Source organism: Campylobacter sp. MIT 99-7217, assembly GCF_006864365.1.
Taxonomy (GTDB): domain Bacteria; phylum Campylobacterota; class Campylobacteria; order Campylobacterales; family Campylobacteraceae; genus Campylobacter_D.
On record NZ_QHLJ01000003.1, the window covers coordinates 160,320 to 177,954 of the forward strand.

Annotated in this window: 15 protein-coding genes; 7 read left to right on the plus strand and 8 right to left on the minus strand. The window is 34.0% G+C overall.

Features of this window, described 5'->3' with window-relative positions; translation table 11 throughout:
* Window position 1: 1 nt before the first annotated feature.
* The 6 genes from DMB92_RS03790 to gatC are packed head-to-tail and all read right to left on the minus strand — an operon-like array spanning window position 2 to window position 4,645.
* A complete protein-coding gene (locus DMB92_RS03790) occupies window positions 2-547 on the minus strand; it encodes a DUF1882 domain-containing protein (protein WP_142681726.1) in 546 nt (181 codons plus the stop codon).
* A complete protein-coding gene (locus DMB92_RS03795) occupies window positions 544-1,788 on the minus strand; it encodes a serine hydroxymethyltransferase (protein ID WP_142681727.1) in 1,245 nt (414 codons plus the stop codon). The genes DMB92_RS03790 and DMB92_RS03795 overlap by 4 nt, the downstream gene beginning before the upstream one ends.
* The gene (lysS, locus tag DMB92_RS03800) at window positions 1,785-3,293 is read right to left on the minus strand and encodes a lysine--tRNA ligase (protein WP_142681728.1); all 1,509 of its coding nucleotides are present in this window, start codon (window positions 3,291-3,293) and stop codon (window positions 1,785-1,787) included. Before lysS ends, DMB92_RS03795 begins: the two co-directional genes overlap by 4 nt.
* The gene (locus tag DMB92_RS03805) at window positions 3,293-3,760 is read right to left on the minus strand and encodes a Fur family transcriptional regulator (RefSeq protein WP_142681729.1); all 468 of its coding nucleotides are present in this window, start codon (window positions 3,758-3,760) and stop codon (window positions 3,293-3,295) included. Before DMB92_RS03805 ends, lysS begins: the two co-directional genes overlap by 1 nt.
* A gap of 4 nt (window positions 3,761-3,764) precedes the next feature.
* Entirely contained in the window at window positions 3,765-4,328 is a 564-nt protein-coding gene (locus DMB92_RS03810) for a CvpA family protein (protein ID WP_142681730.1), read from the minus strand.
* Between the two features lie 29 nt (window positions 4,329-4,357).
* Window positions 4,358-4,645: an Asp-tRNA(Asn)/Glu-tRNA(Gln) amidotransferase subunit GatC gene (gatC, locus tag DMB92_RS03815; RefSeq protein WP_142681731.1), complete on the minus strand. Its 288-nt coding sequence runs from the start codon at window positions 4,643-4,645 to the stop codon at window positions 4,358-4,360.
* 117 nt (window positions 4,646-4,762) lie between these two features.
* Here gatC and DMB92_RS03820 point away from each other — a divergent pair, with 117 nt between their 5' ends.
* Genes DMB92_RS03820 through pyk form a run of 6 tightly spaced genes read left to right on the plus strand, consistent with a single transcriptional unit; the run spans window position 4,763 to window position 10,095 of the window.
* Complete coding sequence (locus DMB92_RS03820; RefSeq protein ID WP_142681732.1) at window positions 4,763-5,332, plus strand: hypothetical protein; 570 nt, start codon at window positions 4,763-4,765, stop codon at window positions 5,330-5,332.
* A complete protein-coding gene (locus DMB92_RS03825; protein ID WP_142681733.1) occupies window positions 5,329-6,324 on the plus strand; it encodes a hypothetical protein in 996 nt (331 codons plus the stop codon). The genes DMB92_RS03820 and DMB92_RS03825 overlap by 4 nt, the downstream gene beginning before the upstream one ends.
* Window positions 6,321-6,638, plus strand: coding sequence for a tram-like protein (locus tag DMB92_RS03830; RefSeq protein WP_142681734.1), 318 nt, complete (start codon window positions 6,321-6,323; stop codon window positions 6,636-6,638). Before DMB92_RS03825 ends, DMB92_RS03830 begins: the two co-directional genes overlap by 4 nt.
* Window positions 6,625-7,248, plus strand: a complete 624-nt coding sequence (locus tag DMB92_RS03835) for a type III pantothenate kinase (protein ID WP_142681735.1) — start codon at window positions 6,625-6,627, stop codon at window positions 7,246-7,248. Before DMB92_RS03830 ends, DMB92_RS03835 begins: the two co-directional genes overlap by 14 nt.
* Before the next feature lie 11 nt (window positions 7,249-7,259).
* Window positions 7,260-8,594, plus strand: a complete 1,335-nt coding sequence (locus tag DMB92_RS03840; protein ID WP_142681736.1) for an FAD-dependent oxidoreductase — start codon at window positions 7,260-7,262, stop codon at window positions 8,592-8,594.
* 49 nt (window positions 8,595-8,643) lie between these two features.
* Window positions 8,644-10,095, plus strand: coding sequence for a pyruvate kinase (pyk, locus tag DMB92_RS03845; RefSeq protein ID WP_142681737.1), 1,452 nt, complete (start codon window positions 8,644-8,646; stop codon window positions 10,093-10,095).
* A 25-nt stretch (window positions 10,096-10,120) separates the two neighbouring features.
* On the opposite strand, the gene DMB92_RS03850 is transcribed toward pyk, so the two are convergent.
* Window positions 10,121-15,268 carry a S6 family peptidase gene (locus tag DMB92_RS03850; RefSeq protein ID WP_185900155.1) on the minus strand — a complete coding sequence of 1,716 codons (5,148 nt, stop codon included), beginning with the start codon at window positions 15,266-15,268 and terminating at the stop codon, window positions 10,121-10,123.
* 125 nt (window positions 15,269-15,393) lie between these two features.
* Between DMB92_RS03850 and DMB92_RS03855 the strand changes: the two genes are divergently transcribed.
* Window positions 15,394-16,461, plus strand: a complete 1,068-nt coding sequence (locus DMB92_RS03855; protein ID WP_142681739.1) for an iron-containing alcohol dehydrogenase family protein — start codon at window positions 15,394-15,396, stop codon at window positions 16,459-16,461.
* A gap of 79 nt (window positions 16,462-16,540) precedes the next feature.
* Here the strand turns inward: DMB92_RS03855 and dapE are convergent, their stop codons facing one another.
* Complete coding sequence (gene dapE, locus DMB92_RS03860; RefSeq protein ID WP_142681740.1) at window positions 16,541-17,635, minus strand: succinyl-diaminopimelate desuccinylase; 1,095 nt, start codon at window positions 17,633-17,635, stop codon at window positions 16,541-16,543.

Below are 17,635 nucleotides of genomic sequence, written 5' to 3' on the forward strand. Positions count from 1 at the left end.
CCTACATATGTTTTGACCAAGAGCTACCGCGCTCTTTTTGATAAACCTCGTAAGGCAAGGCTAAGATATTAAATTCCTTTGGCATATCTATAGTTGGAAAGACTCTCCATTCCTTTGGCATTTTTGCCGCAAACATCATGGAAAGTTTAGAAGCTAGCTGACAACCCTCATTAAAAGTTGTATGTCCTTTATGTACATAAAGGTGTAGGTGTCCAGCAGTTTTTGTCTTATAAGCTGTAAAGTTGATAAAGCCTTCTTCACGCAAAATAAGTTGCGCTCTATGCCAAAACCTCTCTGCATTAAAACCATTATAATCAAAGACTATATTTTCAACCTTATCATCTTTAGTGATCAAATCATGAGCAACGACTATTTTTTTCTCAAAATGATCTTTCATGATGTTAGGTGTCAGAGTTTGCTCTACTCTTTCATATTTATCAAAAAAATATCTACCTCTATAGGTAAATTTATTGACAACCTTGTTTTGTTTTAAAAAATAATGATCACTAATGATCTTAATAAGCGATAAATCTGTACTCGAAATCAAAATATAGCCTTTTCATAAATGATAAATTTGCTTGCAAGTTCTTTTAGTTCTTCTTTTATTCTAGCTTGCAAATTTGTATTACCAATGTCGCTAAGTACATCAGCGATTTTATTCCCTACAAGTTCAAGTTCTTTTTCCTTAAAACCTCTTGCTGTAAGTGCTGGAGTGCCAAGTCTTAAACCACTTGTTACAAAAGCAGATCTTGTTTCGCCGGGAACTGTGTTTTTATTTGCCGTGATACCAGCATTACCTAAAGCCAAATCAGCATCTTTTCCGCTAAATTCTCTATCTAAAAAGCTCATCAATACAAGATGATTATCAGTGCCATCACTTACAAGCTTAAAACCTCTATTCATCAAGACTTCAGCAAGCTTTTTAGCATTTTTAACGACTTGATTAGCGTAGATTTTCCACTCAGAGCTGAGATTAAATTTAAAACCCACAGCCTTTGCTGCGATAACATGCATAAGAGGTCCTCCTTGAATGCCCGGAAAAATAGCTGAATTGATCTTTTTAGCTAGCTCCTCATCGTTAGTCATGATTATGCCACCTCTTGGACCTCTAAGTGTTTTATGTGTGGTTGAACTAACCACATGAGCGTGTGGAAAAGGGCTTGGATGTTCTTTTCCTGCTACAAGTCCTGCTATATGAGCTATATCAGCAAAGAGCAAAGCACCGACTTCATCGGCAATCTCTCTAAATTTAGCAAAATCAATAACCCTTGCATAAGCACTTGCTCCGCATACTATCATCTTAGGACGGACTATCTTGGCAATATCCAAGACCCTATCATAGTTAATCCTTCCATCAAGTTCAACCCCATAAAAAAAGCTTTCATAAATTTTGCCTGAAGAACTTACCTTAGCTCCATGTGTCAAGTGTCCACCATGACTTAGATCCATGCCTAAAATTTTATCTCCCGGGTTTAAAAGAGCCATATAAACGCCTTGATTGGCTTGAGAGCCAGAATTTGGCTGAACATTAGCAAAGTTGCAAGCAAAAAGTTCTTTACATCGTTTGATTGCTAAATTTTCTATCTCATCAACAAATTCACACCCTCCATAATATCTCTTTGCAGGATAACCCTCAGCGTATTTGTTTGTCAACACACAACCCATAGCTTCCATAACTTCAGGCAGGGTAAAATTTTCACTTGCTATCATCTCAAGATGATCGCTTTGTCTTTGAAGCTCTTTTTGTGTTAAATCATAAATTTCTTTATCAAATTGCTCTAAGCTCATCGCTTCTCCTCCTTGACTTCTGCTTTTAAAGGACGCATAGCAGGAAACAAAATCACATCACGAATGGATTTTTTGCCTGTTAAAAGCATAACAAGTCTATCTATACCAATACCTTCTCCAGCAGTGGGCGCCATGCCGTAAGCAAGAGCTTGCACAAAATCCTCGTCCATTTCACAAGCTTCATCATCTCCTGCCTTTTTTGCCTCAATTTGTTTTACAAATCTTTCGTATTGATCAAGAGGATCATTAAGCTCATTAAAACCATTTGCAAATTCCTTTCCTGCAATGAAAAGTTCAAATCTTTCAGCAAGCTCAGGATTTTCATCGCTACGACGAGAAAGCGGACTGATAGATATAGGAAAATCCACAACAAAGGTAGGATTTACAAGCTTATCCTCAACATAATGATCAAAAAGCTCAGCTTGTAAATAACCCAAATCAAGCTTTTCATTTGCTTCAAAACCATCTGTTCTAAGCTTTTGTAAAATTTTTTCCTTATCTTCGATCAAATTTTCATCTAAATTTCCATATCTTATCAAGGCATTTTTATAGGAAATCCTCTCAAAAGGTTTTGAAAAATCGATGACTTTATCGTTAAACTCTAGGCTAGTGCCTAAATTTAGCTCTTTTAAAAGTAGAGCAAAAAGCTCTTCAGTAAGATCCATTAAATCTTTATAATTATGATATGCCCAATAAAACTCAATGGTTGTAAATTCGGGATTGTGAGTTAGATCCATTCCTTCATTTCTAAAACAACGATTGATCTCAAAAACAGCCTCAAAGCCACCAACTATGAGCTTTTTAAGATATAGTTCAGGAGCAATCCTCAAAAATCTTTCAACACCTAAAGCATTATGATATGTTATAAAGGGCTTTGCATTCGCTCCACCTGCAATAGGGTGCATCATAGGTGTTTCGACCTCTAAAAAGCCTTTATTTTCAAAAAAATGACGGATCAAACTTACAACCTTTGAACGCACAAGAAAATCCTTGCGAACTTCAGAATTCATGATCATATCTAAATACCTTTTTCGGTATCTTTGTTCTATGTCAGTAAGTCCATGAAATTTCTCAGGCAAGGGCGATACCGACTTTGTAGCAAGACTAAGCTTGCTAACATGTAAGGAAAACTCCCCTGTTTGCGTTACAAAAGGATAACCCTCAAGCAAGATTATATCTCCAACTTCCAAATTCTTTTTTACTAAGGCATAATAATCATCGCCTAAAATGTTTTTATTAAAATAAATTTGTATTTTGTCGCTTTCATCTTCTATGTTAGCAAAAACAGATTTACCTGCTACGCGTAGAAGTTTGATACGACCAGCTAGGCTAACATTAATGCTTTCATCTTTTTTTTCTTCCGTTTCTAGAATGTAAGAAAAATTATCCTTGAAATTTTTAATGCTCATTTGTTTGCTCAAAAAATGAGGATAAGGATTATAGCCTGCTTTCTTAAATTCATCAGCCTTAGCTATTTTTTGCTGCTCAAGAGTGTTTTCAAACATCAAAATTTCACTTTGGTTTGATTGCAATCACTACAAACACCATAAAGTTGCATAAGATGTCCTGTAAGTTTAAATTTGTATTCCTTAGCAATGAGTGCTTGCTGTCTTTCTATGGTTGGGTTTTCAAACTCAACGATCTTACCGCAATTTTTACAAATAAGATGATCGTGGTGTGGCTTATTAGCAAGCTCGAATTTCTTTCCTGCCGTTCCAAACGATATAGAAGTAGCCATTCCACTCTCTTCAAGTAAATTTAAGGTTCTATAAACTGTGGCTATACCTATATTAAGCTCGGGTTCTTTTTCCTTAGCTTCCATGTATAAGGCTTCTGGTGTATAGTGTTTATCACTATGATACAAAACCTTAAGTAAAACCTCTCTTTGTCTTGTATACTTAAGACCACTTTCTTTCAAAATCTTTTTAAATCTATCTAGTAAAACATCGTATTCTATATTTTCGATCACCATGTTTTTATTCTCCTTGAGTTAAATTTTCTTCTGTATTGTTCGTATCAAAGCTATTTTGAATAACTGAATTCACGCTTGATTTCACAGTAGGATCATTTACGATAAACGCACCTACTTGAGTAAGAATTGGCAAAGAATAACCTCCTTGTGTGTATTTATGCAAATTTTGATTAAGAAATTCTACCGTGCTAATGTAATAAATCAAAATGGCAAGGATTAAAAATACCTTTGCACTCCCAAAAATAAACCCGCCCAATCGGTTTAAAAAGCCCAAGCCACTGAGCTTAACGAGTTTAGTTAAGAGGACTCCAAGTATCAAACAAAAAACCCAAACAAGAATTAAAACAAGCAAAAAGCCTAGAAATAAAGCTAGGTCTTGATTATCTATCCTATGAAATGTATTTTCTATAAAATCAGCTGCTTGTTTACTATACTTTGAAGCAAGTATAAATCCTCCCAAAACACCCAAAAGTCCAAAAAATTCCTTAAGCAAACCATTCACTATGCCCTTAAGTCCCAAAAGGAAAGTAAAACCAAAAACAAAAATATCAAACCAATATAAATTCATTTTAACTTATCCTCAACAAAGTTACAATTTTACTCAATAATTTTTGGAACTATAAAAAAATGATCTTGAGCTTTTGGAGCATGCTTTAATACAGATTCTATAATATCTTTTTGCACAGCTTCATCACTACGAAAAGGCGTTCCTCCAGAACTTGCATTAACCATAACTTCCATATCTTTCAAATCAAGCTCATTTAGCTTTTCTACAAACTGCACGATTTCATTGAGTTGTTCTAGTACTTCACTTTCTTTATCCTGAGTAATATGCAACGCACTTAACTTTTCTAACTTGTGAAGTAAATCTTTATCTATTTGCATGCCAAGCCTTAATTTTTTTATGATTTTTAATTATAACATAAAATTATCAAAATTTTAGTTATTTGTAATTTTTTAATGATACAATTACGATTGTAATTTTACTTAAAAGGATAAAATTTGGCCTTAAAAGAAGATTTAAACGCTATAAAAAAAGAGTTGAACACCGAAGAGCAATTGATAGAAAACTTCATCAAAGGGGAAAGATTTTTCAAAAAATACAAATATATCTTCTTTGTACTCATCGTAGCGCTCATTTGTTATGGTATCTTCTCTTATGTTAGTAATCTTATGCACGAACAAAATATCCAAAAAAGCAATCAAATTTATTCAGAACTCATTAAAGATCCAAATAACGAAGGGAATTTACAAGAACTTAAAAAAGTAAATCCAAATTTATATGCCATTTTTATACTTTCACATTCTCAATTTTTTAATGATACTGAAGATAAAATCAAAGAAGCTGTACAATTAAAGATCAATCCTCTACTAAAGGATATTTTAGCTCTTTCCTTAAATGAAAATTCTCAGTTTTTAGTAAGTTACAATAAACTTTTGCAAGCATTTGAGCTACTAAAAGAAGATAAAGTTCAAGAAGCAAATATCATTTTATCTAAAATTCCTCTTGATTCAAGGCTTAATGAGATAGCCAATAATCTTAGACATTACAAAGGAAATGAAAATAAATGATAAAAGCTTTTCTTACACTTTTTTTGTGTCTATTTTTGTGTGCTTGTGGAACAAAAAGGCAATATTATAAGCCAGAAAAAGTTGTTGGAAAAATTAGCTATGATGAAAGAAATAAATCCAAAATAACAAATACAAATTTAAATTTCGCAAAACTAAAAAATTCTCAAAGTCTCAGTAAAGAAGGTATAATTGAAAATTTTAAGCTTGAAAAAGGCTATACTCTTTTGAAGATAGAAGATGGAGAATTTGTTATTGCTGATGATAATGGAAATCTAAAAATAGTCGATGAAAATGCACAAGAGTCTTATTCTCATAAATTTGATGCTGCAGTGCTGGGCGTTGATTTAAGAGGAGATGACTTAGCCCTGATACTAGCTAACAATACCATAGTAGTAGCAAACAAAAGTTTAGGGATAAAAATGAGCCAAACACTAAGCGAGGCAAATGGACAAGATAGCAGAATACCTGCACCTATTTTCTTAGATACTCTTATCGTCTTTGCAAGCTTAGATGGAAGACTTATCTTTGTTGATAGTACAAGCTTAAAAATACATAAAGATATTATCGTAAGTAGTGAAAATTTTTTCAATAATATCATTTATCTTAATATCATTAACGATAGACTTATCGCAGCAACGGCAAAAAAAGTCTTAATCTACACTCCAAACTCTACTTATTCATTTGATGCTGAAATCAAAAATGTTAATGTTCATGAAAACTTTATCTATATCCTTACAAAAGATGGAAATATCATAAAAACAGATTCTAATCTTAAGAAAATTACAGAAAAAAAGCTTAAATTCGCTATTTTTAACAAGAGTCAAATTTATGATAATGCCTTGTATGTATTTGAAAAAACGGGTTATTTGATCAAGAGTGATTTAAATTTAGAAAATATGCAAGTTTATCGCTTTAAAAACGCTGTAAATGAAAAATCTTTTATGGGGGAAGATAAATTTTATTATTCAAATAAAATTTTGAATCTAAAATGAAAAATATTTTTGAGGAATACTGCACACGCTTTGCACTAAATTTAGAGCAATTTACTCAAGTTGATCTAAGTCAATTTACAAAAAAAAGGACTTATCAGTGTGCTTTTGCAAAAGATAAAAACAATCATAATTTTTTTTTGATACTTTGTTTAGCAAAGTCAAGATTTATAAGCAAAGATGCCTTATTTGTCAGTGATTTAGCTCATCATTTTTATCAACAAGGAGAAAAAATAATATTTTTAGGCTCTGCTCTTTGCTCTAAGGCAGAAAAACTACTAAAAGAAAAAGGGTTTAAATACTATGCTCTTGTGTGATGTTGGCAATTCAAATGCAACTTTTCTAGATAATCACAAATTCTTTTCCTTAAGTTTTACCGAATTTGCTGAATTTACAACAGAAAGAAAGGTATTTTATATCAATGTCAATGAAAAACTGAAGACCTTTTTAGCAGAAAAACCAAATTTTATTAATCTCGAGCCTTTTTTTAAATTTGATACGATTTATAAAGGCTTAGGAGTTGATAGGATTGCTGCTTGTTATACTATAGAAGATGGTGTTGTAGTTGATGCTGGTAGTGCTATTACTGTAGATGTTATTTCTAATTTTATTCATTTAGGAGGATTTATTTTACCCGGAATTTTAAGCTATAAAAAAACTTATGCAAAGATTTCTTCTCGCTTAGACTGCGAGTTTAATACTCAGCTTAGCCTTGATGCCTTTCCTCAGCGTACTGGTGATGCTTTGAGTTATGGAGTGTTTAAAGGTATTTATCTCTTGATTAAAGATGCAACAAGAAATAAAAAGCTTTATTTTACCGGAGGAGATGGACAATTTTTAGCAAGATTTTTCGATCAAGCTATTTATGACAAGCTTCTCATTTTTAGAGGTATGAAAAAAGTAATCGAAGAAAATAAACTAAACTAAAGGAAAAAACAATGAAAGAATTTGATGTTATTATCATAGGTGCAGGGATTTCAGGCTCTGCTTTGTTTTATGAACTTGCTCGTTATACTGATATTAAAAATATTGCCCTGATTGAAAAATATCACGCCCCTGCAACCTTAAATAGCCAAGCAACAAGTAATTCTCAAACTATCCATTGTGGAGATATAGAAACAAACTATACCCTTGAAAAAGCCTCAAAGGTCAAGGTAAATGCCGATATGGTTGTAAAATATGCCTTATCGCAAAATGAAAAATTTATCCATTCTCATCAAAAAATGGTCTTGGCTGTTGGAGATGAAGAATGCGAATATTTAAAAACAAGATATGAAGAATTTAAAGATCTCTATCCTTATGTAAAATTCTTCGATAAAGAAAAAATCACAGAACTTGAACCTCAGGTAGCACTCAATGAAAATAAAAATGCCCCTAGAAAAGAAAATATCGTTGCTATGGGAGCTTTAGAGGGGGAAAGTTATACGACGATTGATTTTGGCAAAATGAGTACTTCTTTGGTTGAAAATGCCAAAAAAGAAGATAAAAATACACTTGCAAGCTTTAATGAAGAAGTTATTTCTATCAATAAAACAAACGATGGTTTTGAAATTTTTACTAAAAATTTACAAAGCTACCGCGCAAAAGCTGTTGTTGTAAATGCAGGAGCGCATTCGCTTTATCTTGCTCATAAAATGGGTGTTGGACTTGATAAATCTTGCTGGCCTGTTGCTGGAAGTTTTTATATCACAAAGGAAAAAATTCTTCGCGGTAAGGTCTATACGGTGCAAAATCCAAAACTTCCTTTTGCTGCCTTGCATGGCGATCCTGATTTGATGGCTGATATGAATACACGCTTTGGACCTACTGCCTTGGTTATCCCTAAGCTTGAACGCTATCACGGCTTAAAAAGCGTGCCTGAGTTTTTCGAAGCCTTGAAATTTGATAAAAAAGTAGCTGATGTAACTTTTGCTATGCTGAAAGATAAGACTATTCGCAATTATATTTTCTTTAACTATCTTTTTGAAATCCCATTTATCAATAAAAAATTGTTTGTAGAAAAGGTTAAGAAAATCGTTCCAAGTCTCAAGGCAAGTGATATTGCATACGCAAAGGGTTTTGGTGGTGTGCGTCCTCAAGTTATCGATAAAACAGCAGGAGAGCTTTTGCTTGGCGAAGCAAGTATCAATGATATAGAGGGTATTATTTTTAACATGACTCCAAGTCCAGGGGCAACAAGTTGTCTTGGAAATGCTAAAAAAGATGCTCTAAAACTTTGTGAATATCTTAATGCTAAATTTGATGAAGATAAATTTCAAAAAGAACTTATGTAGTTAAAATGTTTCTAAACTATGTTTTAATAATGAAAATTTTTAAGGAAAAATGATGAAAAAAACTAAGATTGTGGCAACTATAGGACCGGCAAGTGAAAGTGAAGAAGTTTTAAAAAAAATGATCATCAATGGGGTCAATGTCTTTCGTCTTAACTTCTCGCATGGCACACATGAATACCACAGCAAAAACCTAAATACTATTCGCAAGGTAGCAAAAGAACTTGGTGTTGTTGTGGGAATTTTGCAAGATATTAGCGGTCCAAAGATTAGAACAAGGGAACTTAAAGAAGCTTTTGAACTAAAAACAAATGATAGAATGGACTTTTACAAAGAAGCTCTTATAGGAGAAAAAATAGCTTCAAACCACTATAAGCTTAGTATCAATCACCCAGAAATTCTTGATATGCTCAAAGTTGATGAATATATCTATCTTTATGATGGATCAATTAAGGCAAAAGTGGTTAAGATAGAAAAAGAATTTATACAAACAAAGATAGAAAATGACGGATTTTTAAGTTCAAACAAGGGCATAAATTTCCCAAATACTAAGATAAATATCGATGTTATCACTCAAAAAGATAAAAAAGATTTGCTTTGGGGTATAGAAAATGAGGTGGATTTTTTAGCTATTTCCTTTGTGCAAAATGCACATGATATAGACGAGGTAAGAGCGATTTTAGCACAAAATAATGCCTCCATAGCTATTTTTGCAAAAATAGAAAAATTTGATGCTGTAGAAAATATCAACGAAATCATTAATTCAAGTGATGGAATCATGGTTGCAAGAGGCGATCTTGGTATAGAAGTGCCTTACTATAAAGTGCCAAATATCCAAAAACAAATTATCCATAAAGCAAACTCAGCAAACAAACCGGTTATTACAGCAACCCAAATGCTCTTTTCACTTGCTAAAACTAAAAATGCTACAAGAGCTGAAATTTCAGATGTGGCAAATGCAGTTTTAGACGGAAGTGATGCTGTTATGCTTAGTGAAGAAAGTGCTGTGGGCATTGATCCTGCTAATGCTGTTGAAGTGATGAGTAAGACCATTTTAGAAACAGAAAAAAACTACCCTTTTAATAAATTTGAACACTTCTTTCTCTGTGATGATACCGATAAAGTCATGAGATCGGCTACTTCTTTAGCACTTGATCTTCAAGCTGAAGCGATTTTTGCTCTTACAAGTAGTGGAAAATCAGCCCTTAAGGTTTCAAGATACCGTCCTCAAACAAGGATTATAGCTGTCGCTCATTCACAAAAAACCCTAAATTCTTTAAGCATAGTTTGGGGAGTTGAACCCTTAGTACTCATAGAAACAGCAGACGAGCTTACTAAGCTTCTTACTCGCACAGTTAAGGCTATATATGAGAAAAAACTTATCGATAAGGAAAAAACCTATATCATCACCGCAGGTCTTCCAACAGGAAAAGAAGGATCAAGCAATCTTATCCGCTTGATCAAAAAAGAACAAATTGAGTTTTATCTCAATAAAAAAGAATAAATCAAAGCTTCAAAAGCTTTGATTGCTAAAACAAAAATCCAAATTTAACATCGCCTTTTATACCATAGTTGCTTGCTGTATCAAGGATACTTGAAAGTTCATATTGCATATAAAAGCTTTTATTTATCCTATGTGCTGCACTTAAACTAAGCCCTAAAGAAGTTTCTTCCTCTTTTAAAGCGTAATTAATCATCGTTTGTGCATTAGCAAGGCTTAGATTGACATTTTTTGCTGTATGAAAGAGAGGTTGGCGTATCAGTGCTTGTGCGTTATAAAAAAGATTTTCCCTGCCAAGCATATACTCAAGTCCTATTCCAACTTGCATACCAAGATCGCTATAAGCTTGCTTTTTATACATTTTACCCCTTTCTTCACCAAAGGAGTTAAATCCCAAAGAAAGCAAAGCCACAGGCTTTATGCTTTGCTGATAATCTTTTAAATTTTCAAGCTCAAAGCCGTATTTATAGTAAGTATCCCACAAAATACCTGTGCTTTTTGCACTAAAACTATCATCACTTAAGCTTTTATCTGAGTTGATAAAGGCGAAGTTAAGATTGCTTGTAAGTTCGTGATTTTCAAAAAGAGCGTTGGTATAAAGTCCAAGATTGATTAAATTACTCGTTGTATCCACACCCTCTTCACTTGCTCCTGCCTTACCATAGCCCATCATCACGCCCAAAAGCACATCTTTGTTTTCAAGCATTTTATCATAGCCTACATTAAGAGTATAAAAACTCATGCTTGATTCTCCTCCAAAAAATCCAGCCCCAACACTGCTATAAGCGTTATTTAAGGCATCTTCTAGGATAAAAGGCGTTGATCTTACATCACTTTTGATCAAAGCATTATCTGCAAAACGAGCATTTTCTAGTTTAGCAAAAGAGTTAGCAAATCGCACCTTGCTGATACGAGAATTAATAAGGCTATTGTTGCTAAATAAAATCTTATCATTAAAGCTTGCATTGTTGTTTGAAAGCTTTTCTAAATTTTTATCGATTTTATCAAAATACCTAGATAAAAGCGAATAATCATCAGTTTTAACAGCCATATCAAGCGTTACATCGTTGATATCATGTTCTAAAAGCATTTGGGTAAAAATAGCATGATTTGAACTTAAATGCTTGTTTATCTCGTGCAAGGTTTTTGGATCTTCTTCAAGAAATTTGATCAAAATTTTATCATTTTCAACCTTGCTTACCATATAATACTCTTTATTCTTATCACTAAAAACAAAGTCTATTCTTTTATCCTCGCGCACATCGTTAAGATTTGTCGCACTAAGTAGGGTATAAAACTCTCCATTAGTTTTTATTTCTTTTACGCCCTTAAACACGCTTTGATCAAACTCAACCTTCATTTTAGCATTTGCTTCTAAATTTAGATTTTGCTTAAAATTTGCAACATGAAAGCTCTCATCAGTACCTAAACTTACCCCAACACCACTAAGAGTAAGGGTATTTGCAACAGCAGTATTTGCACTCATTTCTTCTTTGGTGTTAGCATTTTGAGCTATTTTTAAGCTTTGAAAAGAAAAATGCGAACTCGTATCGCTTGTAAATTTGGTATTTCCTCCAAGTGTGAAGTTGTTAAATGAAAGCACGGAATTATCTTTTAGTGACATTTGCTTGACATTTTCTATAAGCTTTTCATTATCAAGATTAAGATTAAGTTTTGAGTGATTTAAAGAAAGTTTTTCAAGTTCAAGTTTTGAACTTGTTTGTAGATTGATATTTGCATTTTCTGTATTGTTAAGTCTTAATTCATCTGCTTTGAGTGCCGAGTTTTTAAGGCTTAAATTTGTATTTGAGCCCAAATCTAGCTTTGTGCTTTCAAGATTTGATCCTGTTTGTAAGCTTAGGTTTTGATTTGTAAGATCAAGGGCATTAGCCTTTAAGCTTGCATTATTTTGAAAAACTATGCTTTGTCCTAAAAGCTTTGTGCCTGCAAAGTTGATATTTCCAGAGTCAAAAACAAAATTTTTCACCTCTGTTTTAGCCGTGTTTGCTATATTTAAATTTAAACTTGTTAGGTTTTTAGCTATGATAGAATTTGCACTAAGGCTTGAATTTTTTGCAAGAGTGATACTATCATAAGTGTTTTCAAGGGTCAAAGCATTAGTATAAAAACTTGCATTATCTTGTAAATTTAAGTTAAACTTAAGAGTATCATTAGAAGATAAAAATGCTTGTATATGAGCATTTGAGCTTGCATTTAAAGTTCCGCTGATATGAAGAGCATTATTATCATTTGCAATGCCTCCTATTTCAAGCGTAGAATTTGCTCCTGCTTCAATGTCAAATTTCTTATCTCCTCCAAGTGCTAGTTTTAGGCTTGAGTTTGAAAGCGTAAATTTCGTATCATTTGCAAAAGAAGCCTCTCTATCTACAAGCATGCTGACATTTTTAGCATTGCTAAGTTCTAATTCTTTGACATTTAAGCTTGCCTTTTGCACAGATAAAGAAGCATTATTAAGCGAGCTGATTTTGATCTTATCTGCACTTAAACTTGTGCCTTGATCTTGTAAGATGAGCGTATTTTTTGCTTGAGTAAGATTAAGATTTTTAACACTTAAATTTGCCTTATCATAAAGCAAAACATTGCTTGTAAGATCTTTGTTTGAAGTGATATTTGAAGAGCTAAAGCCTATTATATCATAGTTTGAAGATAGATTAATATTATTGATATTATCTAAGTTAAAAGTTGAGCTTTCAAAAATCATACTTTGCTTAACTTCAAATGTAGAGTTATTAAGAGTAAAGCCACTTAGTTGATTTACATTTTTTAGGTGTAAATTTTGCACCACAGCACTAGAATCACTAAGATTTATACTAGAATTAGAGCTTAAGCTAAGATAATCAGCCTTTAAACTTGAGCCATTTTTAAGCTCCAAATTAGCATTAAAATACCTTATACTTGAATTTATAGCACTTTTATCAGCTGTGATTTTTCCCTCATAACTCGTGCTTGTGTCCGCATTTTCTATATTTTCTAAATTCTTCTTATCTAAAATCCCACTTGCAAGCTTTTGATAATACCCAAAACCGCTACCATTGATATTTGCCCCATCTTTTTCATCGATAAAATGTTTAACAGAGCTTCCAAAATTTATCTTTGAATTAGCATTTGCGTTAATATTCGTCTTTACTATAGCATTTCGTCCCACATTTAAAGAAGAACTTTGTAAATTTATGCCACTGCCAAGCTTAAATTCTCTTGTATCCCAATCGCTTTGCTCCAAAGAGCTTGGCTTAGTAAGATCAACATAATTTGGAAGCGGATTTCCTGCATTTGCTTGAGCGTTTTTAATCGCCTCTGCCTCATTTGCATTAACCGTAGCATGCGTTGTAGCATGTCCTTGCAAGGTCAAATTTGCATTATTTAGCTCAAATTTACCGCTTGTATTTATGTTGCCATCAAAGATCAAATTTGCTTTGCCTGAGTTTTCATATTTTAAATTTATATTTGCCGCACTTCCTTGTTGTAAAGCTCCATTTGCGTCATAGTAAGAGCCTTGTCCTATACTTGCATGAATCAAGGTATCAGCTTTTTGAGCAGTTTTACCGCCATTTGCATTATAGCCAAAACCCTCAAGCTCAAGCGTTGAAGCAGTGCTTGAAGTAATCACAGCCTTATAGTCATTTGCAGCTATAGTGTTAAGCTTTAAAGAATTTCCCTTAAGATCAAGCTTTCCTCCACCTGTGCCAAAGTAAATTCCTATACCGCCGTCATTTACCTTCTTTTGCTCAAGAATAAAAGAATTTGCACCGCTATTTATAGTAGCACCAAGAGCCTGAGCCTTTCCTTGCACAAGCTCTATTTCTCCTCTCCCGCTTGTAAGATAAATGCCCTCATAAGCCTTTGAAGAAGTATCAAGTATCACCTTGCCCTCGCCAACTTTTAAAAAGCCCACACCTCCACTATGTTCTACTATTTTCAAAGTACCTTTACCGATTTTATGCAAGGTATCGCCGTTTTTATTTTTCAAAGCCCATTCAACTGTTACATTTTCGCCTATATCAAGCCCTGAACCTTTGTAATAATAATTTCCATTGTTTTTGCTATTAAATTTATAAGTCGTGGCACTACTCGCCTTTTCAAAAACAAAGCCTCCGGTGCCACTACTTTGAAGCCTGTCAATATTATTTGTAAATTCTACATTTCCACCACCGCTAAAAATTAAATCCTTATTAAAATATCCTGCCAAACTTTGCAAACTCATTTCATTTATACCCGAATTTAAAGTATATCTTGCTTCAAACTGCTTTTTATATGTATCAAAATCACTTTGTGCCACAAAGGCATAACGAGAACTTTGAGCGCCAACATAAGGAAGTCTTGATAAAGCCCCAAGCAAGACCCACTCGCTTTTGTTTTTATCATACACATAAAGCGCACTCCCGCTATCTCCTGAGCTTGTGGCATTTAAAAATTTAGAATCAGGTGTATAAAGTATATCAAGCCCACTTGTGTTACAGCTTGAACAAAGTTCGGTATCATTGTAATTGATAAGGCTAAGATCCAAGCTTCCAAAGCCACCACCTCTTCTATCTCCTTGCTCTGATTGATTAAGATTTAAAACCGAATTTGAGTTATTATACAAGCTAAGCGCTCCAGAGCCAGCCATATATGCATACACCTTGCCATCGCTATCTTTAAAATTATTTAGAGTATTTTTAAGAGCCGTGATATTTAAATTTTGCTGTGCTGTGTTGCTTGGGTTTTGAGTATTTTGCTGTATCGTCGTTTCTAAAAGCTTTGCTTCTCCTTCGACTATATATTTATTCATTCTTAAAAATTTATTATCAGAGCCTACGGCATTGCTTGTGCCATTTTGATTAGCGATATTATATTCGGTATTTCCCCATTTACGAAGTGAAGTGATACTTTCAGGACTTTGAACATGATTTGCCGTAGCGACAAAGCCACGCCCTATGCTTGTAAGTGAGCCGTGATTGCTCGAAGCGTTGAAATTTATGAAGGGTACTTGAGGTAAATTTTTTTGGCTGTCCTTGCCATTTATGATGATATTTTGAGCATTTGGAGCAAACTGCCCCTTATTTTGCCCAAAGTCCAAAAAATCGCGGTAGTTAAAATTAGAAATTTCTATCCTTTGAGCATGAAGCGTTAAAACGCAAAAGCTTGAAAGCATAAAAAATTTTGTATATTTTTTCATCATTTATCTTTTTATCATGTTCTTAACCTTTCATTATAGCAAAATTTGGTATATACTTGACTTAATGTTTTTTTGAGATTTTTTTGCTACAATGAGACTTTAAAACTTTGTTTTTAGGGAAAAGTATGCAAAATTTTGATGACATAACAAGAGCAACGCCAAATTTATATTTAAGCGATAAGGACAGCCTAAAAAATCTTGATGAGCTTTTAAGCTCTTTTAAAAATCCTATCATCATCACAGGCGAAAAGTCTTACGAAGCCTTTTTAGCCCACAAACAAAGCTCTTTAAAGGCCTTAAGATATGACAAAACAGCAAGTGAGGAAAATATAAACGCCCTTGCCAAAGAAGCAAAAGAAGCTGATCTTATCGTAGGCATAGGCGGTGGCAAGGTGCTTGATACGGCTAAAGGCGTGGCTGAGAGCTTAAATGCTGAGCTTATCACTATACCTACTATACTTGGAACTTGTGCGGCTACTACGCCTATAGCTGCTGTTTATACGCCAAAGCACGAGTTTAAAAAGGTGGGTTATTATAAAAGAACGCCTTTTGCTTGCGTGGCGGATTTAAATTTACTCATTCATTCGCCTAAAAAATACCTACTTGGAGGCATAGGCGATACCTTGGCTAAATTTTACGAGGCGTATTCTATCATAAAGCTTGCCAAAAAGCCCTTAGAAGCAAATGTTGAGCTTGGTTTAGCAGCAAGTAAGATCACTAAGGATATCTTACTTAAGGACACACAAAAAGCCCTAAAAGACTTTGATGAAAAACAAATTAGCCCTGAGTTTAAACGCATAAGCGACACTATACTGAATATCTCAGCTGCTGTGGGGTGTTTTGCGTGTAAAATGGGGCGTTCAAGTGGCGCACACGCTATACATAATGCCTTGTCTATGTTTGAAAGCACTCATAAGATAGAACATGGGGTCAAAGTAGCTTATGGCTTACTCGTGCAACTTGCGGTGTTTAAAGAATTTGACGAGCTTGAAAGATTAAGAAAATTTTGCAAAGAAAATGGCTTTATTTATTCGTTTAAAGCACTTAACATACAAGAAAACAAAAACGAGGCTATCTTAAAAATAGCACATTATGCTAGCTCTAAAGACGAAAGCTTTATTTACGCAAAGCCTGATATAAGCCCTAAAGAAATCATAGAGGCTATAAATTTCGTGGAGGATTTGGGTGAGTAAAGCTAAAATTTAGGATTTAAAAAACATTAGGATAAAAATTCTCAATCAAATGTAAAATTTTTAAGATTTTACATTTGATTTAAAAATTTTCTATAAAATCCTTAAAAACCTCGTAAAGTCCTTGCACTTCATCAAGGCTAACCCTTTCATTTACAGCGTGGATAGTGTCATTACAAACGCCAAATTCAGCCACGCTCACGCCAAATTCAGCAAAAAACCTCGCATCGCTCGTGCCGCCTTTGGTGTTAAGCTCTGGTGTTTTGGAAGTGATTTTTGCGATACTTTGCATAAGCTTTTGCACGATCTTAGAATTTTTATCCGTCAAAAAAGGCTTTGAACTTTGCCTTAGCTCAAGCTCGTAATCTAGCCCCTTACAAAGTTTTTCAACAAGATCTTGCACATCTTGAAGCTTTGTTTGTGGGGAGTTTCTTACATTAAACATTAGCGTAAGCTCGTTTGGGGTTACATTGCACACTTGCATTCCCCCTCTTATATCTGTAAAAATCAGCTTTGAGGGACTAAAATCAGCACAATGATCAAACTCATATCCTGCAAGCTGGCTTAAAATGGGAGCAAAGTCATGAATGGGATTGATACATTTTTCAGGGTAAGCCACATGCCCTTGCTTGCCTTTGATCTTTAGCGTAGCGTTGATAGAACCTCTACGCCCTATCTTGATAGTATCTGCAAACTCATGAACGCAAGTAGGCTCAGCCACTATAGCATAATCAGGAAGCATTTGTTTTTCTGCTAGGTATTTTAAAGCTTCCAAAGTGCCATATCTTGCCTCGCCCTCCTCATCACTCGTTATGATAAGACTTAGCCTTGAGCCTTGAAATTTAGCCTCCTTAGCAGCAGCAAGAAAGGCTGCTAGACCGCTTTTCATATCTTGCGCACCTCTTGCATAAATAAAGCCATCTTTTTTTACAGGCTTAAAAGGCTCGCTATCCCAGCCCTGCCCTGCAGGAACAACATCAACATGACCTCCAAAGGCTAAATGCTCGCCATTTTCGTTAAATTTTTTTGTTAAGATGAGATTTTTTACATTTTCTTTATCGATGAAAATTGCTTCAAAATCACTTAGTTCTAGGGCTATATAATTAAGTGCGCCATCATCTTTTGGGGTAATTGATCTAAATTTCAAGAGTTCTAAAAAAAGCTTTTCTACATACAT